We start from the raw sequence: 25,140 nt of genomic DNA on the forward strand, positions 1-25,140 counted from the left end.
CACATGGTGGCCGAGTATCCGGCCGTTCCGTGGACGCCGGCGGACGAGGAATCCGTGGTGGTTTCTCCCTGGCTGACAGTCAGGCGTACGCAGTTGGCTGATCCGGCCGGCAGGACGATCGACGAGTACTACCTGATCGATCGGCCGACCGTCGCCGTGATCTGTGCGGTCACCGCTGCGGACGAGCTGATCGTGGTCCGTCAGTTCCGGCCGGGCATCGGCCGTGCCGATTGGGAACTGCCGGGCGGTGCGCTCGACCTGGCCGAGGATCCGCTCGTCGCCGCGCGGCGGGAGTTGCTGGAGGAGACCGGGTTCGAGGCGGTCGAGCTGACGGAGGTCGCCGTTCTGGACAAGGACGCGGCCAGTTCGTCGGCGAAGGTGCACGTCTTCTTCGCACGCGGGCGGCTGGTGCATCAGCCGGAGCCGCTGACCGGGGCCGACGAGCCCGACCGGCCGAGCGTAGGACTGGTCACCTGGGACGCCGCGCTCGATCTCGTCCTGGACGGAACGTTGTGTGAGCAGTCCTCGGTCGCGGCGTTGCTCTGCTGCCGGGAAGCGCGCCGCCGGCACGGCTGGTGACGAAACGCGCAACGCCCCGGACCTGAAGCCAGGTCCGGGGCGTTGTCCGCAAAGAGGTGGATCAGCCGCCGTTGGGTTCTTGGGCGTCGGTGGCGGGGTATTTGTCCATGAACTGCTTGAGGGCTTCGCCGGAGACGGTGCCGCAGAACTGGCGGTGGCCGAAGGCGGTGGTCTGGCCCTGGGCGTTGCCGCTCCAGTGGGAGAAGGCGATGTTCTTGCCGGCCGGCCAGGCGGCGCCGTCGGCGGCGTTGAAGGGGGCGGCGATGAACTTGCCCATCGAGCTGTCCGGCAGCTTGGCCTTGGAGAGCTTCTCGATCAGCTCGACCTGCTCCTTGTTCTTGGCGGTCGCCTCGTTGTACCAGAGGATCGTGTAGCCGTGTTCGAGGTTGTGCACCAGGCGCTCCACCGGCGGGCGGTCCCCGGCGTAGAACTTCTTCGAGAACGGGGCCCAGTCGGCGTAGTGCGGGCCGGACGAGGGCGGCGAGACGGCGTACGGGATCTTGGTGCCGTCGGGCTGGTGGTCCTGGGTGCCGGAGGCCGCGTCGTTCGTCGGGGCGTCACAGGAGGCGGCCGAGGCGGCGACGCCGATCTCACTGATGGCCTGGTTCCTGGTCCGCGAGTCCTGGATCAGTTTGATCGCCGGGTAGGCGATGATGGCGAGGCCGACGAGCATGCAGCCGGCCACGATCAGCCGGGTGCGCATCTTGTCGGCCCGGGCCTGGTCGCGCTGCATCTTTTCGACGAGCTCGCGGCGTGACTGCTTCTGAGACTTACCCACAGTGATGGTCTTCCCGGATCAGGGGCGGTCTCGGAGCCGCCGTGCGGATGCAGTGTACGCAAGCTGTCTGAGAGGTTGCCTAGAAATCTAGGCAGACCGTGAGCCGACCGTGATCGTCGCCTCACTCCCCATACCCGTCCGGACGCTCACCCCGTAGCCCTCGGCGTGCAGCAGGACAGCAAGCCGCTCGGCGACCATCCCGACCGCCACCGGGTCGTCGCCATAGACGCCGTAGACCCCCCTGGCGCCGTCGAGCAGCTTGATCTGGACAGCGTCGTCATCGGCCACCAGGTCGGCCCACAGGGCCGGATCAACCTCCCGTGGCGCACCAGGAGACTTCCGGTCCAGTACTGCGGCCCGCGCCGCCTCCCGCGTGCCCAGGCTGAACAGGTCCAGCTCGGCATCCCGCACCAGCGCGCGAGCCCCAGGTCCGTGCTCACCGGCAGGCAACACCAGATCAGCCAGCCCCCGCAGTACTGCGACCGGTACTCCGTCGGCCTTGCCCTTCACCAGTTCGCTGGCAGCGGCGATCTCGTCGGCCAGCGCAGGCTCCGTGACGGCCAGCACGTTGCCATGACTGTCCGTGGTGCCGCGCAGGTCCTCGATCACCTGTACTCCGGCGGCGCCGATCGCCAGGTCGACCTGACCGTTCCGCCAGGGCCGGCCCAGCGTGTCCGTGACGACCACGCCCACATTGACGTCGTACCGGGCCTGCAGGGCCTCACGCAACGCACGGGCGGACAGGTCCGGGTCGACCGGGAGCAGCAGCACGGTGCCAGGTCGGGTGTTGGAGGTGTCGGTGCCGGCGGCGGCCATGACCAGGCCGTGCCGCGTCTGCACGATCCGGGTGTCGCCGCGGGAGGCCACCACCCGGACCAGCTCGGCGTCGATCGCCTCGTCGCGGGTGCCCGTGGTCAACCGGCCCTCGGCCTTGCTCACGATCTTCGAGGTGACCGACAGCACGTCACCGTCGCGCAGGTCGGCCGCCTCGCCGATCAGCGCGGCCAGGTCGGCCCCGGCGTCGATCTCGGGCAGTCCGACGACGGGGAAGACCTCGAGGTGCTTCCTCACCGGCGGACCGCCTCGGCCAGCGTGAGTGCCGCGGAGGCGAGTGCTGCCGTCGTGTCCTCGTCGGTCATCCACAGCGGTACGGCCTGGGCATGAATCCCGGCCGTCGCAATCGACTCCAGCTGAGCCGCATCCGACGTGTCGATGAGCCAGCCGTCCAGTACGCCGTCCGCCGCGCGCGACCCGTAGTGCTTGGCCACCGCGCTCGCGGTCGACTCCACCCCGATCGCCGCCAGCACCTTGTCGGCCATCCCGCGAACCGGGCCGGTGCCGATGATGGGGGAGACCCCGATCACCGGCGCGGACGTCTCGCGGACGGCGTCGCGGATCCCCGGTACGCCGAGGATCGTGCCGATCGAGACCACCGGGTTCGACGGCGGCAGCAGCAGCGCGTCGCACTCGGCGATCGCGTCCAGGACGCCGGGCGCAGGCTTCGCCTTCTCGGAGCCCACGGCAACGATCTGGTGCGCGGTCACCTCGGCGTGCAGCCGGACCCAGTACTCCTGGAAGTGGATCGCCTTCTTGGTGCCCGGATGGTCCGGGTCGTCCACCACGACGTGGGTCTCGACCCGGTCGTCGCTCATCGGCAGCAGCCGGACCGGCAGGTTCCACCGGCTGCAGAGCGCCTCGGTCACGGCAGCCAGCCCGTAGCCGGCGTCGAGCATCTGGGTCCGGACCAGATGGGTGGCCACGTCGCGGTCGCCGAGACCGAACCAGGTCGGCTCCACGCCGTACGCCGCGAGCTCGTCCTTGATCACCCAGGTCTCGTCCTCACGCCCCCAGCCGCGTTCCTTCGAGATGCCGCCGCCGAGCGTGTACATCACCGTGTCGAGGTCGGGGCAGACCCGCAACCCGAACAGGGTGATGTCGTCCGCGGTGTTCCCCACCACGGTGATCTCGGCGTCCGGCCGCGCCTTCAGCAGGCCGCGCAGGAAGGTGGAACCGCCGATGCCACCGGCTAGCACTGTCAATCGCATGGGAACAGTTTCCACGAGTCGTCAAAGCAGCGGCCCACCGCACGACTATGCTGCCGAGGGTCCGACATGTGTCAACGTCAGTTGAACGGCCCCCAACATCCCGAGGAGCCCTCGTGGTCACCGACGCAACCAAGAAGCTCAGAGAGCCGGTCGCGTACATCTTGCTCGCATTTGCCGGCCTTGTGGCGCTGGCTTCGCTGATCCGGCTGTTCGTCGGCAGCGCAGGATTCACCAACGCCGCCGCTCTCGTGCAAGGTAGCCTCACCCCACCCGCGCTGGACGCGCTGGTGGTGCTTTTCTCGCTGGTCGCCTCGGTGTGGCTGGTGAACGAAGCGGGTGAGCGTACCCACAACGCCCGGATCGTGACCTTGGCCGCGTTGTCGATCACCGGCGTCCTCGCGCTGATCGTCCTGATCGGCGCCTTCGCCGGCTTCAACGAGACCAGCACGGGCGGTCTCAAGTTCGTCAGCTTCCTGTTCGCGCTCGCCGGTCTCGCGATCTACGGCGCTGCCGGTCTTTACATGCTCAAGACCTTCCAGGCGCTTCCGGCACCGGTCCGCGCACCGAAGGCAGGCCCGCAAGGCCAGTTCGCCGGCCAGCAGGGTCAGTACGGCCCGCAGGGCGGCCAGTTCCCGCAGCAGGGCGGCCAGTACGGCCAGCAGGGCGCTCAGAGCCAGTACGGGCAGTACGGCGCCCAGCAGGGTCAGTACGGCCAGAACGAGCAGAGCCAGTACGGCGCCTACAGCGCTGGTGCGGCGGGCGCGGCCGGTGCCGCTGCCGGTGCAGCTGGTGGCTACGCCGCAGCCCAGGGTGGCGAGCAGCAGTGGCCGCAGGAGCAGAGCTGGAACCAGGGCGAGCAGCAGACCTGGCCGGTGACTGAGGCGGACGCCCAGCCGCAGGCCGAGTCGCCGGTTGCCCAGGCAGGTGCCCAGCCGGCCGAGCAGGCCTGGTCCGCTGAGGGCCACGCAGCCGAGCCGACGCAGCAGTGGAGCCCGGAAGGCCAGCAGCAGTGGCCCGCCCAGGAGCAGTCCCAGCAGTGGCCGCAAGAGGGCCAGCAGCAGTGGGGTGGCGCCGACTCCGGTCAGCAGTGGGCCGGCCAGGAGCAGTACCAGCCTGCACAGCCGGAGTGGCCCGCGCAGGAAGCTGGTCAGCCCGAGCAGGGTCAGCCGGCAGCCCCGCAGGCCGAGGGCTGGTCGCAGCAGGGCTGGCAGCAGGAAGGCCAGACCTGGCCCGCGGAAGAGACTCCCGCGGCCGAGCAGCCGGTCGAGGCAACCCCGCAGGGGACCGACGAAACCCGGGTAGAACCGCAGGTTTCCGAGACCCCGAAGGACGACGAAGGGCAGCCGCAGCAGGGCCAGGGCAACCAGCAGGGCTGGTGGTCACAGCCTTCCTGACCAGGAAGCAACCATGCAAAAACCCCCCGGTCAGTCAAATCAGATCGGCCTGACCGGGGGTCGTAGTACACCGAGAGGCCTGTGCAGACAGGCCTCTCGTTCTTTTGCAGCCGTGTTGCGGATGATGCCAATAGCAGACCACGGCTTGACTTTCGTGGATTGCAGGAATGTAATTTCAACCGTGTCGTTCGTTGGACACTCGGTATCGGGGACCGTTTTCAGCACACAGAACGGTCGAGGTCAGGCATGTGGTCCGCAAACCCACATGTACAGGGGAACGAACAGGGTCGAGGAGGTCGTACCGTGACAGAAACGCTGATGGCGATTGTCGACGGTGAGGCGATCGAGGAGGAGCCGAACTGGCAGGAAAGGGCGCTGTGCGCCCAGACCGACCCAGAGGCTTTCTTCCCGGAGAAGGGTGGTTCCACCCGGGAGGCGAAGAAGGTCTGCCTCGGGTGCGACGTACGGGGCGAATGCCTCGAGTACGCGCTGCAGAACGACGAACGCTTCGGAATCTGGGGCGGGTTGTCGGAGCGGGAACGCCGCAAGCTGAAGAAGAAGGCCGTCTGACGCCGACTGATCGACTGGTGGTGGTGCCCTGCCACCCCGCCGTCGTCGATCGTCCTTGATTCACGCCGTGAATCAGCAGAACGGAAAAGTCAACACATACTTCCGCGTGAGGCCCCGGCCGGACTTCGTCCACCGGGGCCCGCTGCTGTGTCCAGACCGGGGTGGTGGGGCGGGGAAGGTATGGCACAGCAGCCTCGCCGGGTCGCGTAAGGTGAGTCCTCGTCGCGCGTCCGGATGGTCGTGTGGCCAGGCCGTCACTTTCCCCTGAGGTGTCACTGCTCCGCATGGAACCAGAAGCTCCGGCCGGCTGGGAGTTCTTCGACTCAGTCGACTTTCCCACCGACCTCACCCACGACCCGATGGGTCGCGCGCCGATCCGGCACGTCGTCACCGCGGTCGTGGTCGGGCACGAAGGAGCCGCCTGGCTGCCCCGGCTGACCGAGGCGCTGTGGGCGCTCGGCCGCCGGCCCGAGCGGCTGATCGCCGTCGACACCGGTTCCACCGACGAGACCGCCGAACTGCTGGCCGAGATGCCCGCCGTCGAGCCCGTGGTGAGCCTTTCGGCCCGCAGCGGCTTCGGTACCGCGGTCGCGCGCGGCATCGAGACGGTCGGCTTCGCGCCTGTCCCGTCCGCTGTCGGCCCGTACGGCGACGACGGGCACATGCCGGTGGTCGAGTGGCTCTGGCTGCTGCACGACGACTGTGCACCCGCTCCGAAGGCGCTGGAGCACCTGCTGCAGCAGGCGACGATGTTTCCGGACACCGCGGTCTGGGGTCCCAAGCTCCGGCTGTGGCCGCGCGATCGCGAACTGCTCGAGGTCGGCGTCACCACGTCGCTGGGTGGCCGTCGGGACACCGGGATCGAGAACGGTGAGCTCGACCAGGGTCAGCACGACCAGTCGCGGAACGTGCTCGCGGTCAGCTCGGCCGGCATGCTCGTTCGCCGCGACGTCTGGGAGTCCTTGCGCGGATTCGATCCGCGCCTGCCGATGTTCCGCGACGACATCGACTTCGGCTGGCGGGCCAGCCGGGCCGGGTTCAAGGTCGGCGTCGCACCGGACGCGGTCGTGTACCACGCCCAGGCCGCCGCGACCGGCGAACGCGCACTGGCCGGCACCCGCCGGCACGCCTACCAGCTCGACCGCGCGCATGCCTACTACACCGTCCTGGCGAACGCGCCCGCCAAACTGCTTCCGCTGCTGATCCTCAGGTTCCTGGTCGGCACCGTCATCCGGTCGACCTGGTTCCTGATCGGCAAGACGCCGTCCGGCGCGGTCGACGAATGGACCGCCCTGCTCGGCACTCTGCTGGCGGGCGGCTGGACCCAGGCCCGCAAGGACCGCCGCCGCCTCGACCAGGTCCCGTACGACGCGATCAAACCGCTCTTCTCGCGCTCGGTGAACGCCCTGCGGCACAACCTCGAGGAGACCGGCAGCACGATCACCGAGCGGCTGCGCGAAGCCTGGGCCGACGAGCCCGAGGAGCAGGTCGTCACGACCGCCCGCCGGGCCAAGAGCACCGCCCGCGTCGCGCAGGACCAGCCCCGCTGGCGCCGGCAGCTGATCCGCCGGCCGTTCCTGGTCACCTGGGTTTTCCTTGCCATCGGTGCATTCGTGGCCGCTCGCAGCCTGATCGGCAGCGGCGTACTGCGTTCCGCTCTGCTGCTGCCTCCGCACGAGAGTCTCGGTGCGCTGTGGCATGCCGCTGCCGCCGCGCCGGCCGGAGTGACTCCACCGGCTTGGCTGGCTCAGTTCTGGGCACTGTCGACCGTCACCTTCGGCCCCTCGGGCGCGACGAACGTGCTGCTGCTCGGCGCGGTTCCCCTGGCAGGATTGGCCGCTTGGGCTCTGTTGCGGGCCTTCGTCGTCGATCGGGTCGCCCGGGCGTGGGGCGCGGCGGCGTACGGGCTGGCGGTTTTCACCAACGGTGCGGTCACGCAGGGCCGGCTCGGGACGGTTGTCGCGGCGATCGCGTTGCCGCTGCTCGGTGCTGCCGTGCACACGGTCGCCCGGCGTCGACGGGTTGTCATCCAGGGCAGCTGGCGAGCAGCTTGGTTCGCCGGGATCTGCTTGGCCGTGCTGTTCGCCTTCACTCCGGCCGTCGGTCTCCTGGTCGGCCTCACACTGGCAGTAGCCGCTCCGCTCGGTCTCGGCTGGCGTCGCCAGGGCAGGCAGCTCGTCTTCTCGGTCGTCCTCGGTCTCGTGCTCGTCCTGCCCTGGACGATCGAGCTCGTCCTGAATCCGTCCCGGTTCGGGCAGGAAGCAGGCGGCCCACCGACTGCCGCAGTGGGCCCGGGCGACAGCCTCCCGCACCTGCTGACCGGTACGCCGATCGGTGCGCCGGTGCCCTGGTGGTTCGCCGTACCGTTGATGCTGGTGGCGTTGCTCAGCCTGATGCGGCAGAGCCGGCAGCGGTACGAGCTGATCGGCTGGTTCGCGGCGCTGGCAGGCTTGGCCGGCACGTTGGTCGCCAGCCGGCTCGGTGGTGGCAGTGGACCGCTGATGTTCCTGATGACGGCCGGCTGGATCATCGCGATCACCGTCGCGTGGGACTCGGTCGGCAAGTCGCGCGAGCTCCTCGTGCAGGGCGTGCTGGGGCTGGTCCTGGTCACCACGCTCGTCGTTGCCGGGTTCTGGCTCGTGCGCGGTGACGACGGCCCGCTGCGGCGTGGACCCGAACAGGACCTCCCGGAGTACCTGATGTCCTCGCAAGGGCCGCCGCAGAACGCATCGATCCTGGTGGTGCGGAAGGACGCGACGACGGCCATGCGCTTCGCGCTGGTGCGCAACGGCGGGCCCCGGATGGGTGCGCTGGAAGCAGCGCCGAAGCCCGAGCAGAGCAAACCGATCACCGATGTCCTGTCCGCCCTCGGCGGCGGTGGAACTGGTGAAGAGGGGCGCCAACTGGCGTCGCTGGCGATCGACTACGTCTATCTGCCGGCACCGGTCGATCCGACCCTGATGGCCACACTCGACTCGCTGCCCGGCCTGACCAGGGCGAGTGCCGCGGACGCGGACGCCGCCTGGCTGGTGGACCGGTCGAAGATCGACGGCAAGACACCACTGCAGGACGACGTCCGGGACATCTGGCGGGTGCTCGGCATCATCGCCTGGATCATCGCGCTGATCTCCTGCCTGCCGACCGCGCGCCGAACGGTTGCGGTCCCGCGCGGGACCCACGCGAGGAGGGAGTCGTGAGCCGCCTGTTGTCGGACCTGCGAATCAGGGTCGGAGCCTGCGTGCTGGCGATGGCCGCCGCAGCCGGCCTGGGCGTCGTGACGCACGCCAAGGAGCCGGTCACCCGGCCCGAAGGCGCCGGCGGACCGAGCCGCGCGATCGTGAACCGTACTGCGCTGAGCTGCCCCGTCCCCGGCCCCAGCGACAAGATCCTGAGCTCGGTCGACGCGGTCTCACCGGTGCTGCCGAAGGACACCCCGACGGCCGAGGGCACGGCGAACCCGCTGTCGATCGCGCCGCTGCCGGCCACCGCCGACCCGGTCGGGTCGGTGCTGGTGCGCGGCAAGATCGCCTCGACGCCGCTGTCCGCCAAGCCCGTACCGCTGTCGATCCAGGGCACCGGCCCGCTCGCCGCCGGCACCGTCGGGACCGGTACGTCGATCTCGACCGAGGGGGTGAACCGCGGGATGGCGAGTGTGCCCTGCACGCTGCCCGGATCGGACTTCTGGTTCGTCGGAGCCAGTGGCACGACCGGCCGGCGCGATGTCCTGGTGCTGACCAACCTCGACAGCATCAACGCCGAGGTCAACGTCACCGTCTACTCGTCCAAGGGTCAGCTCGACCTGCCCAACGCGCGCGGAGTCGTCGTACCGGCGCGGGGCACCGTCGAGCTGTACATGAGCCTGCTGGCGCCGAAGGCGCGAGACCTGGCGTTGCGGGTCGAGTCGACCGGCGGCCGGGTGGCGCCGGCGCTGCGGGACAACGCGGTGAACGGCAAGAAGCCCGGTGGGGTGGACTGGATCAACCCGTCCGCCCAGCCGACCACGTCGCTGGTGGTGCCCGGGATCGCAGCGGGTGCGGGCGTCCGGATCCTCACCCTGGCCAACCCCAGTGACCTGCAGGCCACCGCGACGCTGACCGTCAACGGGCCCAACGGACCCTTCAAACCGGCCGACCTGTCGACCGTCCAGATCCCGGCCGGCTCGGTGACGTCGATCCGGCTCGACCAGGTACTGCGCGGCGACCCGTCGTCGATCACCATCAGTTCGGACCAGCCGGTGACCGCGTCGGCGCGCAACGTCGCGGGGACCGGTGACGAGTTCGCCGTGATCGGATCGGCCGAGGCGCTGGCCGGACCGGCGTACCTGGTGCTGCCCGCGCATGCTCAGCCGGTCCAGTTGCAGATCACGGCGCCGAGCAAGACGGCATCGGTGAGATTCGAGCTGCGCGACCTGACCGGCAAGCTCGTCCAGGCCCGGGCCCTCGACGTGGTCAACGGCGCGACCACCGCGATCGGCTTCAAGGCGCAGGCCAAGCCGACGTACCTGATGGTCGAGCAGGTCAAGGGCTCGGTGGTGGCGGCCGTGACGCTGATGCCGCCGGCCAAGCCCGGTGAGGACGACGTGCCGTTGGTGGCCGCCTGGCCGCTGACCACGTCACTGGTCTTCCGCGCCCAGCTGGGCGCCCTACCCGACACCCGCGCAGCGCTGAAGTAAAACCCCCACTTTGTGCACGACGTGAGCGAGTCGCCGCGGCTGATCTGCTCAGGTGGTGCACGAAGTCGCGGGAAAGGGTCAGTCGTCGTCGGTGTCGAAGTCGGGGTCGATCTGCTCCGGTGACAGCGCCAGCACCTCGGCCAGCTCGAGCACGAGCGCCGATCGGACCAGCCAGGCCAGGCTGGTCCCGGACCGCTCGGCGCGCAGCTCGATCGGGCGGCGGAACACGACGATCCGGTAGGGCTCGTGCGAGGTGCCGCCGGTGGAGTGGGTCAGCGGGATCTCGCCGGCGTGCAGATCGAGGTTCGGCACGTCCTCGATCGCGAACTCGACCCGGGCGACGACTTGCGGCAACCGCTTCTCCAGCCTGGTCACCTCGATCGCGACCACCTCGTCGAACTGGGCGGCGGCGGACCGCTGCAAGGGCAGTCCGCGCGGTGCGAAGCTGCTCGGACGGCTGATCGGTCCGAGCATGCCGCGCCCGTGGCGGTCGATGTGCCGTCGATGACGGCGAGCCTCGGTCACGCGATCAGCCTAGTGGGGGTAGCGTCTGGTCGTGAGCATCGCCAGGATCTGTTCGCGCGCCGCCTGCCATCGGCCGGCCGTGTCGACGCTCACCTACGTCTATGCCGACTCGACCTGCGTGCTGGGTCCGCTCGCGACGTACGCCGAGCCGCACTGTTACGACCTCTGCGCCGACCACGCCGACCGGCTGACCGCGCCGAACGGCTGGGAAGTGATCCGGCTGGCCCCGGATCCGGCCGCCGCCGGCCCGTCGAACGACGACCTCGAGGCGCTGGCGAACGCAGTACGGGAGGCTGCGCGGCCGTTGCCGCCGGCCAGTCGTCAGCCGGCGCCGGGCGCGCCGGTCGAGGTGATCCGCCGTGGCCATCTGCGGATGCTGCAGGATCCGGGCTCGACCGCGTCGGACGGCACCACCGACCAAGCCTGATAACGGAGTCGTTTCTCCGTCCCGGACGGCTGAACAAGTTCCGCGCGGGCGCTGTCTCACCAGTTGACATTCGCTGGAGGGGAGACAGGAAATGAGAGCACTGCACACTGTCGGCAGGCGCTGGGCCGTGGCTGCCGGACTGTCGGTCGTCGGCCTGGTGGCGGGCGCATCGACCGCGATCGGCGCGACGGCGGGAAGCACCCAGACCGCCGACACGTCGGCGACTCGTGGGGCGTACATGAGCCGGTCGATGATGCTGACGGTCGGCCAGGTGGCCAAGGCCGACCCGCGGCAGGGATGGTCGGTCCAGCGGGACCGCGGCATCCTCCCGCGCACCTGGTGCGGCCCGGCCTCGCAGGAAGGCAAGCGGGTCGCGCAGCGACTGGCCCGGGGGTATACGGACGACATGTCCAAGTACGGCGCGCAGTACCTGACCCGGTACAACACCAAGGCGGACGCCCGGAAGGCGTATGCCTCGATCGTCGCCGTCGTCAGGACATGCAAGGCGGCTAAGCCCAAGAGCCCGACCCATGGCCGGAAGCTCACCGTGTCCAAGGTCAAGGTCGGTGACGCCACCACGATCCTGCGCTGGTACGACTACCCGCTGCCGAACGACCCGGGCAGCGAGGCAGGCACCTTCCCGTACGCCGTCACCCTCAAGGGCACGACGGTCTCGGTCCTCGCGTTCTGGGGCTACGGCCACGGCGTGAAGCCGGCCAACTTCCAGAAGATGGCGGTCGCAGCCGGCGCCAAGCTGCCCCGCTGACACAGCTGATCGGGGGGCGCGGCCCGTTTCACAGCGTGGGATGAGGTTGACCACGTTGTCATCGGCTGACAAGACTCCTGACTTGTGAACGATCGAAAACTACAGGTCGGAGTGGTCGGTGTCGGCTATGCCGGGCGGACCGCGCTGGAAGCGTTCTCGGAGCTGCCCGACGTCGAAGTGGTGGCGCTCGCGGGGCTCGAGACGGACATCCTGAAGAGTCTCGGCGCCAAGCACCACGTGCCGAACCTCTTCGAGAAGTGGGAGGACCTGCTCGCCGTCGACGGCCTGGACGCCGTCAGCATCGGTACGCCGACGCAACTGCACGCGCCGATCGCGCTGGCGGCCCTGGAGCGCGGGTTGCACGTGCTCTGCGAGAAGCCGCTGGCCCGGACGGTGGCCGAGGGCACCGCGATGGTGGCGGCCTCGAAGAAGGCCGGGCGGGTGCTCAAGGTGGTGTTCAACCACCGTGAGCGCGGCGACGTCGCCACCCTCAAGCACCAGATCGACGAAGGCCTGCTCGGCCGGATCTACTACGCCAAGGCGCACTGGATGCGCCGCAACGGCATCCCCGGGATGGGGGGCTGGTTCACCAACAGCGAGCTGTCCGGCGGCGGCCCGCTGATCGATCTCGGCGTGCACATCCTCGACCTGGCGCTGTACCTGATGAACGAGCCGAAGGTGACCACGGTCAGCGCGAACACCTTCGCCGAGCTCGGCCCGCGCGGCCGGGGCAGTGTGAGCACCGTGGTCCGGCCGAAGGTCGACACGCTCGGCGCGAAGTTCGAGGTGGAGGACCTGGCCACGGCGTACCTGCGGCTGGAGGGCGGCGGGGCGCTGCAGCTGGAGACCAGCTGGGCGACGTACCGGGCGCCGGGGGACAACTTCGGGATCGAGCTGTTCGGGACCGAGGGTGGCGCCAAGATCGACGTCCAGGACTACACGAACACCGACACCCTGAAGATCTTCACCGACGTCGGCGGCATCCCGGCCGAGGTCCGTCCGGCCACCGGCGCCGGGCTCGGCCACCGCGCGGTGGTCAGCGAGTTCGTCGCCATCGTGCTCAGCGGCGACTGGTCCGCCCACAACGGCTCGGAGGCGCTCGCGCGCACCCAGGTCATCGACGCCGCCTACGCCTCGGCGAAGGCCGGACGAGAGGTAGTGCTGCATGACTGAGATCCGAGTGACCGTCTGGGGCGAGAACGTCCACGACCAGCGCGACGCGTCGGTGCAGAAGATCTACCCCGACACGATGCACGAGACGATCGCGGCCGGGCTGCGCGCCAAGCTGGGCGAGCAGGTGAAGGTCCGTACTGCGTGGCTGCAGCAGCCCGAGAACGGCTTGACCGACGAGGTGCTGGCCGACACCGACGTGCTCACCTGGTGGGGGCACACGGCGCACGACGACGTGGACGACGCCGTCGTCGACCGGGTCCAGCAGGCCGTGCTGTCCGGGATGGGGCTCATCGCGCTGCACTCGGCCCACTTCGCGAAGATCTTCAAGCGGCTGATGGGGACCACCTGTTCGCTCGACTGGCGCTCGGACAACGACCGGGAACTGCTCTGGACCGTCGCGGCCGGGCACCCGATCGCGGCCGGCGTACCGCACCCGCTGGTGATCGAACAGGAGGAGATGTACGGCGAGCTGTTCGACGTACCGCAGCCGGACGAGCTGGTGTTCGTCAGCTCGTTCTCCGGGGGCGAGGTGTTCCGCTCCGGCTGCTGCTACCGCCGCGGCCAGGGCCGGGTCTTCTACTTCCGGCCGGGTGACCAGGAGTACCCGACCTACCACCAGCCCGAGGTGCAGCAGGTCCTCGCCAACGCCGTCCGCTGGGCCGCCCCGGTGGTCGAGCGCAAGCTCCCGGACGTCCACCACCGGGCGACACCAGGCTGGTTCGAAACAGCCTGAAACACAGCATGATGCCGGGGCCAGATAAGGTCCACGCATGGTTGACGTAGCTGCGATCTTCAAGGCGTACGACGTCCGCGGAGTCGTCCCGGACGAGCTGGACGAGGCGGTGGCCCGGGCGACCGGTGCCGCGTTCGTCGAGGTTCTGGACGTTCTCGCCGGCCCCGGAGCCGTGGTGATCGGCTACGACATGCGTCCGTCGAGCCCGGGGCTGGCCGCCGCCTTCGCCGAGGGGGTGACCAGCACCGGGGCCGACGTGATCGACATCGGCCTGGCCTCCACCGACCAGCTGTACTTCGCCTCCGGGCGGCTGCAGCTGCCCGGTGCGATGTTCACCGCGAGCCACAACCCGGCGCAGTACAACGGGATCAAGATGTGCCGCGCGGGCGCCTCGCCGGTCGGCGCGGAGTCCGGGCTGCGGGACATCGCCGACCTGGTCGCCAAGTCGCTGATCGACGGGCTGTCGCCGGTCCCCGTGCCGGGTCACGTCCGCCGCAAGGACCTGCTGACGGCGTACGCGGACCACCTGAACGGCCTGGTCGACCTGTCCGGCAGCCGACTGCTCAAGGTCGTCGTCGATGCCGGCAACGGGATGGGCGGGCACACCGTACCGGCCGTCTTCGCTACCGGCCCGATCGAGATCCTGCCGCTGTACTTCGAGCTGGACGGCAACTTCCCGAACCACGAGGCGAACCCGCTGGACCCGAAGAACCTGGTCGACCTGCAGGCCAAGGTGCGCGAGACCGGCGCCGACCTCGGGCTGGCCTTCGACGGTGACGCCGACCGCTGCTTCGTGGTGGACGAGAAGGGCGACCCGATCTCGCCGAGCGCGATCACCGGCGCGGTCGCGGTCCGGGAGCTGGCCAAGCACCCCGGCTCGACCATCCTGCACAACCTGATCACCTCCAAGGCCGTGCCGGAGCTGGTCAGCGAGCACGGCGGCGTACCGGTGCGGACCCGGGTCGGGCACTCCAACATCAAGCAGAAGATGGCCGAGACCGACGCGGTCTTCGGAGGCGAGCACTCCGCGCACTACTACTTCCGGGACTTCTGGCGGGCCGACACCGGCATGCTCGCGGCCCTGCACGTGCTCGCGGCGCTCGGTGAGCAGGACAAGCCGGCCTCCGAGCTGTTCTCGATCTACGAGCGGTACGTCGCCTCCGGTGAGCTCAACAGCCGGGTCGAGGACGCCGCCGCCACGGTCGCCGCGATCGAGGACACCTACGGCGACCGCGAGGGCATTACCGTTGACCACTTGGACGGTCTGACGATCGACGCAGGACAGTGGTGGTTCAACGTGCGCGCGTCGAACACCGAGCCGCTGCTGCGGCTCAACGTCGAGGCGGCGGACGTCGCCACCATGGAGCGCGTCCGCGACGAAGTACTGGCCCTGATCACCGGTGCGCCGGCAGAACAAGGAAACTGATGACTGTGTCTAACCTGAACCTGGACCCGGACCTGCTGAGCATCCTGGTCTGCCCGAAGTGCCGGTCGGAGTTCCGCGTGGACGACGAGGCCAGTGAGCTGGTCTGTACCAACGCCACCTGTGCGCTGGCCTACCCGGTCCGCGACGACATCCCGGTGCTGCTGATCGACGAGGCGCGCGAGACCAAGAACGCAGAGGCTACCGACAACTGATGAGCGTCTTCGACGATTCGCGGCTGGACGACCCGGCCGCCCTCGAGGCATCCGACCATCTGCTGCGCCGGCTGGCGGGGGCGGGTGCCCGGGTCCGGGCCGAGCTCGACGCCTCCGAAGAAGCGCTGTCCCAGCTCGCCACGGACGGCTTCCGGCCGCGCGCGATCGTCGCCGCCGGCCGGGACGCCCGGCTGGTCCGCGCGGTGCTGGAGCCGGTCTGCCCGGTGCCGTTCGTGGCCTGGCCCGGTCCGGGGTTGCCCGGCTGGACCGGCCCCCTCGACCTCGTCATCGTGCTCAGTGGCGACGACGCCGACACGGCCGCGGTCTCGGCCGCTTCCGAGGCGGTACGCCGGGGCTGTGGCCTGATGGTCGCCTCTCCTGCCGACTCGCCGGTGGCGCAGGCTTCGGCCGGCTCGCGGCACGCCATCCGGCTCCCGTCGCAGTCGGACGACCAGTTGGCGGCAGCGGTCGCAGTACTGCAAGGGCTTCACCAGTTGGAGCTTGGGCCGGCTGTGGACGCCAAGGCCGTTGCGGAGATGCTCGACGAGGTTGCGATCGCCTGCTCGCCCAACAACGACGTAGCGTCGAACCCGGCCAAGGATCTCGCGCTGATGCTCGCGGACGCGCTTCCGCTGGTCTGGGGCGGCTCGGTGCTGGCTGCTCGTGCCGCACGTCGTGTAGTGGAGGCTGTGCGGCTCGCCAGCGGCCGCCCGGCTCTTGCAGCCGACTGTGGTCACCTGTTGCCGGTGCTGGCGAACCAGCCGCCGCGTGACGTCTTCGCGGACCCCTTCGACCAGCCGGAGGAGCTTCGGCCCGGCCTGGTCATCCTGGACGACGGGGTGGAGGACGGCGGCGTCGCCGAGCACCGCCGCCAGTTGGAGCAGACCGCGGAGCGCCACGACGTACGGGTGCACGTAGTGACCCAGGCCAACGGGACCGACGTGGCCCGGTACGCCGCACTGACGCAGCACGGCCGGTACGCCGCGGCGTACCTGGGGATCGGCCTGGGCCGCTACGGCACGCCCAGCGAGGAGCCGCCCGGGCCACCGGGCAACCCTGCGGAGGACCCGGCGTGGTAGCTCCGCTTCAGAACACCGTCCGGGACTACGCCTGGGGGTCGCGGACCGCGATCCCCGAGCTGACCGGGGTGGAACCGGACGGCACCCCGCAGGCCGAGCTGTGGATGGGCGCGCACGAGTCGGCGCCCTCGGTGCTGCCGTCGGGTGAGTCGTTGTTCGATCTGGTGTCCGCCGACCCGGCCGGCGTACTGGGGGAGTCGGTGGCCTCGCAGTTCGAGGGCCGGTTCCCCTTCCTGGCGAAGATCCTGGCGGCTGAGCAGCCGTTGTCGATCCAGGCGCATCCGTCCCGCCCGCAGGCGGTGGACGGTTTTGCCCGCGACGAGGCGGCCGGGATTCCGCGGGACGCCGGCGACCGGAACTACAAGGACGCCTGGCCGAAGCCGGAGATCCTGATCGCGCTGGGTCCTTTCGACGCGCTGGTCGGCTTCCGGCCGCTGGCCGCGTCGATCGCCTTGCTCGAGGCGCTGGGTGTCCTCGACGAACTGCGCGACTTGCTGCGCGATGGGAAGTTGCAGGACGCCTTCACGTCCTTCATGAGCACCGACCGGGATGCGATCCGTCCGCTGGTCGCCGCTCTCGGCGAGGCCTGTCGCGCCTATGCGGGCGACGAGTTCGCGCTGGAGGCCGAGACGATTGCGCGGCTGTGCGACGAGTTCCCCGACGATCCGGGTGTACTGGCCGCGCTGTTGCTGAACCGCGTGCGGCTGGAGAGGTTCCAGGCGGTCTACCTGCCGGCCGGCAACGTGCACGCCTATCTGCACGGCACCGGGTTCGAAGTGATGGCGAACTCGGACAACGTGTTGCGCGGCGGGCTGACCCGCAAGCATGTCGACGTACCGGAGCTGGTGTCGGTGGTCGACTTCGAGCCGCTGGCGTCGCCGGTACTCGAAGGAGTCGAGGTGGCACCGGGTGTGACGGTTTACGAGACAGGCTGCGAGTACTTCGCCGTACGGCGGATCGACCTGGCCGGAGCGGCGGTCGAAGTGGCCGGCATCGGACCGCGGATCGTCGCCTGTGTGGACGGAACGGCGACGGTAGGTGCCCAGGGCACCGAAGACGTCGTCGAGTTGTCCGCGGGTCAGTCCGCGTTCGCCCGAGGACCCGAAGGACCCTGTACTCTGCGTGGTTCCGGCACGGCGTTCGTCGTGTCCGCTCGCTGAGCTCCCAAGACCTTTTGTACTCATCCCCTTGAACGTCCCGGAGGACAACCGAAATGGCTGGTGGCGGTAACAAAGCCGTCGTCGCGGCACTGCTGGCGAACACCGGTATCGCGATCACGAAGTTCGGCGCCTGGCTGCTGACCCAGTCGGCCTCGATGCTGGCCGAGTCGATCCACTCCCTGGCCGACGCCGGGAACCAGGTGCTGCTGCTGGTCGGGTCGAAGCGGGCCAAGCGCGAGGCCAACGAACTGCACCAGTTCGGCTTCGGGCGGGAACGGTACGTCTACTCGTTCATCGTCGCGATCGTGCTGTTCAGCGTCGGTGGCCTGTTCGCGCTGTACGAGGGCTACCACAAGGTGCACGACCCGCACGCGATCGACAGTTGGCACTGGGTGCCGGTCGCGGTGCTGGTGGCCGCGATCATCATGGAGACGATGTCGTTCCGGGTCGCGATCATCGAGGCGAACAAGCTCCGCGGCACCGTCGGCTGGATGCGGTTCATCCGCAACGCCCGGTCGCCTGAGCTGCCGGTGATCCTGCTGGAGGACTTCGCCGCGCTGATGGGTCTGATCCTCGCGCTGATCGGCGTCAGCCTGACGCTTGCCACCGACAACGGGATCTACGACGGCCTCGGCTCGATGGCGATCGGCGCGCTGCTGGTGGTGGTGGCGATCTTCCTGGCGATCGAGATGAAGTCCCTGCTGCTCGGCGAGTCGGCCACCCGCGAGGCGCAGCAGAAGATCGTCGACGCGATCAAGTCGGTCTCCGGCGTGCAGCGGCTGATCCACCTCAAGACCCTGCACCTGGGCCCGGAGGAGGTGCTGGTCGCCGCCAAGGTCGCGGTCGCCGAGGACGCCGACGCGGCGTCCATCGCCCGAACCATCGACGACGTCGAACGCGCCGTCCGCGAGGCCGAGCCGATGTCGATCCACGTCTACATCGAGCCCGACATCTACGTCGAGGGCTACGTCCGCGCCGAGCGTCCGGCCGTCCCCGAGGCGCCGTCCCACTAGAAGCCGCGACTGAGAGCCCCAGCCACCTGGTCGGTGGCTGGGGCTTTCTCGTTCAGCGCGGCCGGTTGTGTGGGGGCGGCAGGGTGCCGCTGCGGCCCAGCCAGCGGAGGGCGCGCTCGCGATCGATCTCGGCCGTGGTGGGTGGTGTGGTCAGGCGGCCGGTGCGGTAGCCGAGGTTGCGCAGGTCGGCCGCCACCGACGGCTCGGCGAGTGCTCTGAGCGCGAAGGCGAGCGCGGCCGGCGTCACGTCGTACCGGCGTTCGAGTTCGAGGGCGAGCCTGACCGCGGCGAGGTCGCGTTCGTCGTACTGGCGCTGGCTGTTGCGGGCGGCCCGGGAGCTGGGCAGCAGCCCGAGGGCCTCCCGGTAACGGAGCATTCGGGGAGTGGTGCCGAGGTTCTTCGCCGCCTCCGTGATGCGCATGGGATTTATCCTGACATTTCAGTGTCAGAAATGCCGACCCGGCGGTCCGCCACCCGTGCCGGGACCTCTAGTGTGGCTCGGTAGGAAGCATCCACATCCCCAGGGGAGCGGCAACGGTATGACGTTCGACTACAAGGTGGCAGACCTCGGACTCGCCGAGTTCGGGCGCAAGGAGATCCGGCTCGCGGAGCACGAGATGCCGGGTCTGATGGCGATGCGCGCGCAGTACGGCGACAGCAAGCCGCTGGCCGGCGCGAAGATCATGGGCTCGCTGCACATGACCATCCAGACCGCCGTGCTGATCGAGACGCTGACGGCGCTCGGCGCCGAGGTGCGCTGGGTGTCCTGCAACATCTTCTCCACCCAGGACCACGCGGCCGCAGCGGTCGTCGTCGGCCCGAACGGTACCGCCGACGCGCCCCAAGGTGTCCCGGTGTTCGCCTGGAAGGGCGAGACGCTGGAGGAGTACTGGTGGTGCACCGAGCAGGCACTGCGCTGGCCGGGCAACGACGGCCCGAACATGATCCTGGACGACGGCGGCGACGCCACCATGCTCGTCCACAAGGGCACCGAGTTCGAGAAGGCCGGCGCGGTCCCGGACCCGTCCACCGCGGAGTCCGAGGAGTACGGCGTCGTGCTGTCCGTGCTGACCCGGTCGCTGCAGGAGGACCCGCAGCGCTGGACCACCATCGGCCAGAACATCCTGGGTGTCACCGAGGAGACCACCACCGGCGTGCACCGGCTGTACGAGATGCACAAGGCCGGCACGCTGCTGTTCCCGGCGATCAACGTCAACGACTCGGTCACCAAGTCGAAGTTCGACAACAAGTACGGCTGCCGGCACTCGCTGATCGACGGCATCAACCGCGCCACCGACGTGCTGATCGGCGGCAAGGTCGCGGTCGTCTGCGGCTACGGCGACGTCGGTAAGGGCTGTGCGGAGTCGCTGCGTGGCCAGGGCGCCCGGGTGATCGTCACCGAGATCGACCCGATCTGCGCGCTGCAGGCGGCGATGGACGGCTACCAGGTCACCACGATCGAGGACGTCGTCGGGATCGCCGACATCTTCGTCACCACCACCGGCAACAAGGACGTCATCACCGCCGACCACATGGCGCAGATGAAGCACCAGGCGATCGTCGGCAACATCGGCCACTTCGACAACGAGATCGACATGGCCGGCCTGTACAAGACGCCGGGCATCCAGCGGGTCAACATCAAGCCGCAGGTCGACGAGTTCCGCTTCGCTGACGGCCACACGATCATCGTGCTGTCCGAGGGCCGGCTGCTGAACCTCGGGAACGCGACAGGCCACCCGTCGTTCGTGATGTCGAACTCGTTCACCAACCAGGTGCTGGCGCAGATCGAACTGTTCGCCAAGACCGCGCAGTACCCGACCGACGTCTACGTGCTGCCCAAGCACCTCGACGAGATGGTCGCCCGGCTGCACCTCGACTCGCTCGGCGTCAAGCTGACCGAGCTGTCGAAGGAGCAGGCGGAGTACCTCGGCGTACCGGTCGAGGGTCCGTACAAGTCGGACGCCTACCGCTACTGAGGTTGCGTTGGGAGGGCGCCGTACCGGCTCTGGTACGGCGCCCTTCGGCGTCTAGCGGATCGCCGCGAAGAGGTGCTTGTCGGCGACCTGACCCAGTACTGCGACCTCGGTGAAACCCGCCTTGCGGAAGGACTGGATCGTGTCGGTCAGAGTGATCTCGCGGCCCCTCCAGCGGTCCGCGAACCGCGCCTCCCGCTCGGCGAGCAACTCCGCGAAGGCCGGCTCGGCGGCGGCTGCCTCCCACCAGGTCTGCCAGTCCTCGACGCCCTGCGCGTGGGACTCGGCCCAGATCTCGTCGCGCAGCGCCACGGCGAGCGCATCCAGCCGCGGTACTTCGTCGGGGCCGAGCCGCATCGTGTCCGCGTTGAGGAACACTCCGCCCGGGCGGATGCGCTGGGCCAGCGTTTGAGCCACGGCCTCCAGATCCTCAGGATCGAGCCAGTGCAAAGCAGTCGCTGAGCACACGGCGTCGACCGGATCCTCCCCCAGTACTGCGTCCCAGCCCGTGATCCGGAGATTCGCTTCGGCGAACCGGACGCGCTCGGTGGCGACCGCCTGGCGCGCGATCTCCTGCAGGAACGGGTCGAGGTCGACACCGATGATGTCGGCCTGCGGGAAACGCTTGGCGGCGCGAGCCGAGATCGACCCGGGCCCGCAGGCCAGGTCGACGAATCGCCCGGGCTCGCCCACGAGCCGCTCGACGACGTCCAGCATCAGGCCGAACTGCTCCTCGCGATCGGGCAGGTACCCCGCTTGCTGGTCGTCCCACCGCTGCAGCCATCCGGCCCAATCCACCTGTTGCGACATGGTCGCAACAGTAGCCCATTCCCCGCCGGGAATTGAGCCGGCAGCGCGCGTGGCGGAGGATCGTCGGTGTCGAGGAAAAGCCTGTGAAACAAGGAGAAAACCATGACTGACAGCGCAACGCGGGAACTGGTCGCGCGGTACGTCGGCGTTTGGTGCGAGGCCGATGCCGGCCAGCGTCGCAGGACGATCGAGGCGCTCTGGGCCGAGGACGGCGTCCATGTGCTGGATCCGCCCGCGGAGTTCCGGGCGGTGGCCGGCGGGCTCGGTTTCGGGTTCGCGGCCGGCACGCTGGTGGCGACCGGGTACGACGAACTGGAGGCGCGCGTCGCCCGGAGCTACGAGGAGTTCGTGGCCGGTGGGGAGTATGTGTTTCGGCCGAAGGGCAACGCCGTCCGGCTGAAGGACGTGACGAGAGAACGGCCGGGGCTCGAACGGCCGGACTCGAGGAAGCTCACATGCCGCTGCGTGGTCCCGGCGCGCAGGGCAAGCTCGAGCTGGCTGAGGCGCCGGCCGTGCCGCACAGTTCGCAGAGCTTGGGGGAAGTCCACTCGACAAGTCTGCCGAGGAGGTCCGACAGTTTTCAGTTGGTCAGGACCATTGGTCGGGCTCGCTGCCCGGTGCGTGCCAGCCCTCGGCGTTGACCTTCGTCGGCTCCTGGGCGGGCGCAGGCGGCGGGCCGGGGTACGGCCGGTCCTGCGGTCGCGGGGCAGGGCTGTACTGCGCCGGCTGCGCACCGTACGGGCTCGGAGGAGCAAATGGACCGGCCGGAACGGCGTACGGGTTAGCCGGAGCAGCGGCCTGACCAGGTGGCCCGAAAGGGCCAGCCGGAGCGGAGTACTGGCCAGGTGGGGTGAAGGGGCCAGTCGGAGCGGAGTACTGGCCGGGTGGGGTGAAGGGGCCAGTCGGAGCGGAGTACTGGCCGGGTGGGGTGAAGGGGCCAGTCGGAGCGGAGTACGGGGTGGGGTGGCTGAAGGGGCCGGTGGTGGTGCTGTACGTCGCTCTGGCGGTGGCTAGGCGGGTCAGCTCGCGCCGGCGGCGTTCGGCCAGTACTGCGGACAGGAAGGCGGGCGCGATGATCGGTACCGGCGGCGCAGGAGCCGTCACCTGCCCGACGCGGTAGGCGAGCTCGTCGCCCAGGGCAACCCGTGCGGCCGGCTCCAGCTCGATGAACCGGGCCAGATACTCGCGGGCCGTGTTCGCCAGGTCGTCCGTGAGCCGCGACAACTCCAGGGACTGCGCCCACTGGACCAGATGCCCTGGCACGAACAGCGGCGGTGACGCCATCGGCTGGTGCCGTTCGCGGATCACCACGGTGCCGGCCACCATGTCGCCGATTCGCTTGCCCTGTTTGTTCATCAGGCTCGCCACGATCCCCGGGCTGGCCGCGAACCACGGCGCGAAGTCGACGAACAGCCAGAGCAGCGCCCGGACGAGCGCGTGCCGGAACCGGATCGAGCTGCCGTCGTCGCGGACCACCTTGAGACCGAGCATCAGCTTGCCGAGCGTTTTGCCCCGGGTGAGCGTCTCCATTACGACCTTGTAGCCGATCAGGACCAGCAGCACGGTGATGATCACCAGCGCGGCGCCGAGCGCGGGGCTCGCCTCGACGATCAGGAACTGCAGCAGGATGCCGAGCAGCGTTCCCAGCACGATCATCTGGATGACGAAGTCGATCGCACAGGCCAGGGCCCGGGTCGGCATCCGCGCGATCCGCACCTGGAGGACAACCGCTTCCCCCGTGACCAGCTGAGACACAGCGCCCCTCCCTTTTCAGACCCCCCGGACCGCAAGTGTCCAGCATCGGAGGTTCGGCACGCATCTCCGGCACCCAGGCACGCACCTCGCTGCGTTGGAGGAGGACCGACGATGAACCCCGCATCGACGGTCCTCCTCCGCCTTGCGATGCACGCACCTGGGCACCGGAGCTACGCACCGACCCCCCGATGCGGGACACTGGTCTGCCCCAGGGGAGAGCCAGACTGAGTCGAGGGAGGGCTGATGGACGTCGAGGCGTTCGTGTCCGTGCATCAGCCGCAGTGGGATCGGCTGGCCGAGCTGACTCGGCGGCAGCGCCGGTTGAGCGGTGCTGAGGCCGACGAGCTCGTGTCGCTTTACCAGCGCGTCGGCACGCACCTGTCGGCGCTCCGGGCGAGTGGAGCCGACCCTGTCACCATCGGCCGGCTCTCCGGGCTCATAGCCGACGCCAGAGGTGCAGTGACAGGTGCACAGGCCCCTGTCTGGCGGGACATCTCCCGCTACTTCCTGGTGAGCTTCCCTGCCGCTCTGTACGTCTCCCGCCGCTGGTGGCTCGCCATCGGCCTGCTGTTCTACCTGGTCGCCGCCTGGATGGCGTGGCGGATCATCGCGAACCCGGAGATCCTCGAGTCGATCGCCACCCCGTCGCAGATCGAGCAACTCGTCAACGAGGACTTCGCCAACTACTACTCCGAGAACCCGGCTCAGGACTTCGCCCTCCGGGTGTGGATCAACAACGCTGCGATCTCGGCCGCAGTACTGGCGATCGGTGTGCTGCTGGTCCCGACGATGTTCGTGCTGTGGAGCAACGCGGAGAACCTCGGCGTGATGGCCGGCCTGATGATCGGCCACGACCGCGGCGACGTGTTCTTCGGCCTGATCACGCCCCACGGCCTGCTCGAACTCACCGCGGTCTTCGTCGCGTCGGCGGCCGGCCTGCGGCTGGGCTGGTCCTGGATAGCGCCCGGTCCGAGAACCAGGATGCAGGCCCTCGCCCAGACCGGCCGCGCCACCGTCGGGATGGCGATCGGGCTCGGCACGATCTTGCTGATCACCGGATTGATCGAGGCCTTTGTCACGCCCTCGCCGCTACCCACCTCGGTCAGGGTCGGCATCGGCGTACTGGCTGAGCTCGGGTTCTGCGTCTACGTCTGGACGCTCGGCCGGCGCGCCGTGAAGGCCGGCGAGTACGGCGATGTCGAGGAAGCCGACCGCGAGGCGAGCGCACCCGTCTCGGCTTGATACCCGTTTCCCGGTGGGTACGAGTGAGCCATGACGACCGCCCAGCAAGCACGGCAAAGCCCCGTGTACCACGCCTCGATCACCGTCGGGCTGATCGCCTACGGCGTGGTGCACCTGTTGATCGCCTGGATCGCAGTGCAGATCGCCTGGGGCAAGAAATCCGAAGAAGGCTCGCACGAAGGGGCGCTGCACGAGCTCGCGAGCAAACCCTTCGGTGAGGTGCTGCTCTGGATCGCCGCGGCCGGCCTGCTCTCGCTGGTGATCTGGAAGGGTTTCGAAGTCGCCTACGGGTTCGACACCAAGAAGAGGCTCAAGGCGGCCGGCCGTGCCCTGCTCTACCTCGTCCTGGCGATCAGCGCGGCCAAGGTCGCGATGGGCTCGAGCAAGTCGAGCGCCGGTACCTCGAGCGGGCTGAGCGCGAAGCTGATGCAGAACGGCGCCGGCCGGGTGCTGGTCGTGCTGATCGGCCTGCTCATCGTCGGCTTCGGCATCTACCAGATCCACAAGGCGATCAAGAAGAAGTTCCTCCAGGACCTGGTCGGTGGCGTTTCGGAGTCGACCATCCTGCTCGGCCGGATCGGCTACGCCGCCAAGGGCATCGCCTTCGTCATCGCCGGCGCCCTGTTCGCCTGGGCGGCGATCGACTACGACCCGAAGAAGGCCGGCGGCCTCGACACCGCCCTCCGCACCGTCCGGGACCAGCCCTTCGGCTCCGTCCTCCTCACCCTCCTGGCCCTCGGCGTAGCCGCCTTCGGCATCTACGCCTTCGTCTGGTCCCGCAACGCCAAACACTGAGAAGGGTTTGTGT

At 69.2% G+C, this 25,140-nt stretch carries 24 protein-coding genes; 17 read left to right on the top strand and 7 right to left on the bottom strand.

The features are described 5' to 3' along the window. Positions 1-6 precede the first annotated feature (6 nt). Complete coding sequence (locus ACQPYM_RS08240; RefSeq protein WP_433017342.1) at positions 7-579, top strand: NUDIX hydrolase; 573 nt, start codon at positions 7-9, stop codon at positions 577-579. 61 nt (positions 580-640) lie between these two features. Here the strand turns inward: ACQPYM_RS08240 and ACQPYM_RS08245 are convergent, their stop codons facing one another. From ACQPYM_RS08245 to cofD, 3 genes are all read right to left on the bottom strand, one after another. Next, positions 641-1,357 (bottom strand): DUF3105 domain-containing protein, encoded by a 717-nt coding sequence (locus tag ACQPYM_RS08245; RefSeq protein WP_433017345.1) that lies wholly within the window; start codon positions 1,355-1,357, stop codon positions 641-643. An 87-nt stretch (positions 1,358-1,444) separates the two neighbouring features. Beyond that, complete coding sequence (locus ACQPYM_RS08250; protein WP_433017348.1) at positions 1,445-2,428, bottom strand: coenzyme F420-0:L-glutamate ligase; 984 nt, start codon at positions 2,426-2,428, stop codon at positions 1,445-1,447. After that, positions 2,425-3,402 (bottom strand): 2-phospho-L-lactate transferase, encoded by a 978-nt coding sequence (gene cofD, locus ACQPYM_RS08255; RefSeq protein ID WP_433017351.1) that lies wholly within the window; start codon positions 3,400-3,402, stop codon positions 2,425-2,427. The genes ACQPYM_RS08250 and cofD overlap by 4 nt, the downstream gene beginning before the upstream one ends. A 113-nt stretch (positions 3,403-3,515) precedes the next feature. On the opposite strand from cofD, the gene ACQPYM_RS08260 reads away from it, so the two are divergent. From ACQPYM_RS08260 to ACQPYM_RS08275, 4 genes are all read left to right on the top strand, one after another. Next, on the top strand, positions 3,516-4,796 hold the full coding sequence (locus ACQPYM_RS08260) for a hypothetical protein (protein WP_433017354.1): 1,281 nt from the start codon (positions 3,516-3,518) through the stop codon (positions 4,794-4,796). Between the two features lie 318 nt (positions 4,797-5,114). Next, on the top strand, positions 5,115-5,366 hold the full coding sequence (locus ACQPYM_RS08265; RefSeq protein ID WP_020389877.1) for a WhiB family transcriptional regulator: 252 nt from the start codon (positions 5,115-5,117) through the stop codon (positions 5,364-5,366). A gap of 284 nt (positions 5,367-5,650) precedes the next feature. Next, positions 5,651-8,563 carry a glycosyltransferase family 2 protein gene (locus tag ACQPYM_RS08270; RefSeq protein ID WP_433017356.1) on the top strand — a complete coding sequence of 971 codons (2,913 nt, stop codon included), beginning with the start codon at positions 5,651-5,653 and terminating at the stop codon, positions 8,561-8,563. Further along, positions 8,560-10,038 (top strand): DUF5719 family protein, encoded by a 1,479-nt coding sequence (locus tag ACQPYM_RS08275; RefSeq protein WP_433017359.1) that lies wholly within the window; start codon positions 8,560-8,562, stop codon positions 10,036-10,038. Before ACQPYM_RS08270 ends, ACQPYM_RS08275 begins: the two co-directional genes overlap by 4 nt. A 78-nt stretch (positions 10,039-10,116) precedes the next feature. Here ACQPYM_RS08275 and ACQPYM_RS08280 read toward each other — a convergent pair whose 3' ends face one another. Next, complete coding sequence (locus ACQPYM_RS08280) at positions 10,117-10,563, bottom strand: metallopeptidase family protein (RefSeq protein WP_360282858.1); 447 nt, start codon at positions 10,561-10,563, stop codon at positions 10,117-10,119. Between the two features lie 31 nt (positions 10,564-10,594). Here ACQPYM_RS08280 and ACQPYM_RS08285 point away from each other — a divergent pair, with 31 nt between their 5' ends. The 9 genes from ACQPYM_RS08285 to ACQPYM_RS08325 all read left to right on the top strand — a co-directional run bounded on the left by ACQPYM_RS08285 (position 10,595) and on the right by ACQPYM_RS08325 (position 18,552). Next, the gene (locus ACQPYM_RS08285) at positions 10,595-10,990 is read left to right on the top strand and encodes a DUF3499 domain-containing protein (RefSeq protein WP_360282860.1); all 396 of its coding nucleotides are present in this window, start codon (positions 10,595-10,597) and stop codon (positions 10,988-10,990) included. 91 nt (positions 10,991-11,081) lie between these two features. Then, positions 11,082-11,756, top strand: coding sequence for a hypothetical protein (locus tag ACQPYM_RS08290; protein ID WP_433017364.1), 675 nt, complete (start codon positions 11,082-11,084; stop codon positions 11,754-11,756). Positions 11,757-11,840: 84 nt separating this feature from the next. Beyond that, entirely contained in the window at positions 11,841-12,929 is a 1,089-nt protein-coding gene (locus ACQPYM_RS08295) for a Gfo/Idh/MocA family protein (protein ID WP_433017367.1), read from the top strand. Beyond that, positions 12,922-13,662: a ThuA domain-containing protein gene (locus ACQPYM_RS08300; protein WP_433017370.1), complete on the top strand. Its 741-nt coding sequence runs from the start codon at positions 12,922-12,924 to the stop codon at positions 13,660-13,662. The genes ACQPYM_RS08295 and ACQPYM_RS08300 overlap by 8 nt, the downstream gene beginning before the upstream one ends. 37 nt (positions 13,663-13,699) lie before the next feature. Continuing rightward, positions 13,700-15,088, top strand: a complete 1,389-nt coding sequence (locus ACQPYM_RS08305; protein ID WP_433017372.1) for a phosphomannomutase/phosphoglucomutase — start codon at positions 13,700-13,702, stop codon at positions 15,086-15,088. Then, positions 15,088-15,300: a Trm112 family protein gene (locus ACQPYM_RS08310; protein ID WP_433017375.1), complete on the top strand. Its 213-nt coding sequence runs from the start codon at positions 15,088-15,090 to the stop codon at positions 15,298-15,300. The genes ACQPYM_RS08305 and ACQPYM_RS08310 overlap by 1 nt, the downstream gene beginning before the upstream one ends. Next, positions 15,300-16,379, top strand: a complete 1,080-nt coding sequence (locus ACQPYM_RS08315) for an SIS domain-containing protein (RefSeq protein WP_433017378.1) — start codon at positions 15,300-15,302, stop codon at positions 16,377-16,379. Before ACQPYM_RS08310 ends, ACQPYM_RS08315 begins: the two co-directional genes overlap by 1 nt. After that, positions 16,373-17,539 carry a mannose-6-phosphate isomerase, class I gene (manA, locus tag ACQPYM_RS08320; RefSeq protein WP_433017381.1) on the top strand — a complete coding sequence of 389 codons (1,167 nt, stop codon included), beginning with the start codon at positions 16,373-16,375 and terminating at the stop codon, positions 17,537-17,539. Before ACQPYM_RS08315 ends, manA begins: the two co-directional genes overlap by 7 nt. A 53-nt stretch (positions 17,540-17,592) precedes the next feature. Beyond that, positions 17,593-18,552 carry a cation diffusion facilitator family transporter gene (locus tag ACQPYM_RS08325; RefSeq protein ID WP_433017384.1) on the top strand — a complete coding sequence of 320 codons (960 nt, stop codon included), beginning with the start codon at positions 17,593-17,595 and terminating at the stop codon, positions 18,550-18,552. A 52-nt stretch (positions 18,553-18,604) separates the two neighbouring features. Here ACQPYM_RS08325 and ACQPYM_RS08330 read toward each other — a convergent pair whose 3' ends face one another. Continuing rightward, a complete protein-coding gene (locus tag ACQPYM_RS08330) occupies positions 18,605-18,973 on the bottom strand; it encodes a MerR family transcriptional regulator (protein WP_433017387.1) in 369 nt (122 codons plus the stop codon). 118 nt (positions 18,974-19,091) lie between these two features. On the opposite strand from ACQPYM_RS08330, the gene ahcY reads away from it, so the two are divergent. After that, positions 19,092-20,528 (top strand): adenosylhomocysteinase, encoded by a 1,437-nt coding sequence (gene ahcY, locus ACQPYM_RS08335; protein ID WP_433017390.1) that lies wholly within the window; start codon positions 19,092-19,094, stop codon positions 20,526-20,528. A gap of 51 nt (positions 20,529-20,579) precedes the next feature. On the opposite strand, the gene ACQPYM_RS08340 is transcribed toward ahcY, so the two are convergent. Next, on the bottom strand, positions 20,580-21,335 hold the full coding sequence (locus ACQPYM_RS08340; RefSeq protein WP_433017393.1) for a class I SAM-dependent methyltransferase: 756 nt from the start codon (positions 21,333-21,335) through the stop codon (positions 20,580-20,582). 588 nt (positions 21,336-21,923) lie between these two features. Next, positions 21,924-23,090, bottom strand: coding sequence for an RDD family protein (locus tag ACQPYM_RS08345; protein WP_433017396.1), 1,167 nt, complete (start codon positions 23,088-23,090; stop codon positions 21,924-21,926). A gap of 243 nt (positions 23,091-23,333) precedes the next feature. Here ACQPYM_RS08345 and ACQPYM_RS08350 point away from each other — a divergent pair, with 243 nt between their 5' ends. Next, positions 23,334-24,332: a stage II sporulation protein M gene (locus ACQPYM_RS08350; protein WP_433017399.1), complete on the top strand. Its 999-nt coding sequence runs from the start codon at positions 23,334-23,336 to the stop codon at positions 24,330-24,332. 30 nt (positions 24,333-24,362) lie between these two features. Continuing rightward, positions 24,363-25,127: a DUF1206 domain-containing protein gene (locus tag ACQPYM_RS08355; protein ID WP_433017402.1), complete on the top strand. Its 765-nt coding sequence runs from the start codon at positions 24,363-24,365 to the stop codon at positions 25,125-25,127. The last annotated feature ends 13 nt before the right edge of the window (positions 25,128-25,140 follow it).

This window comes from Kribbella sp. CA-294648, assembly GCF_050943845.1.
Classification (GTDB): Bacteria; Actinomycetota; Actinomycetes; order Propionibacteriales; family Kribbellaceae; genus Kribbella.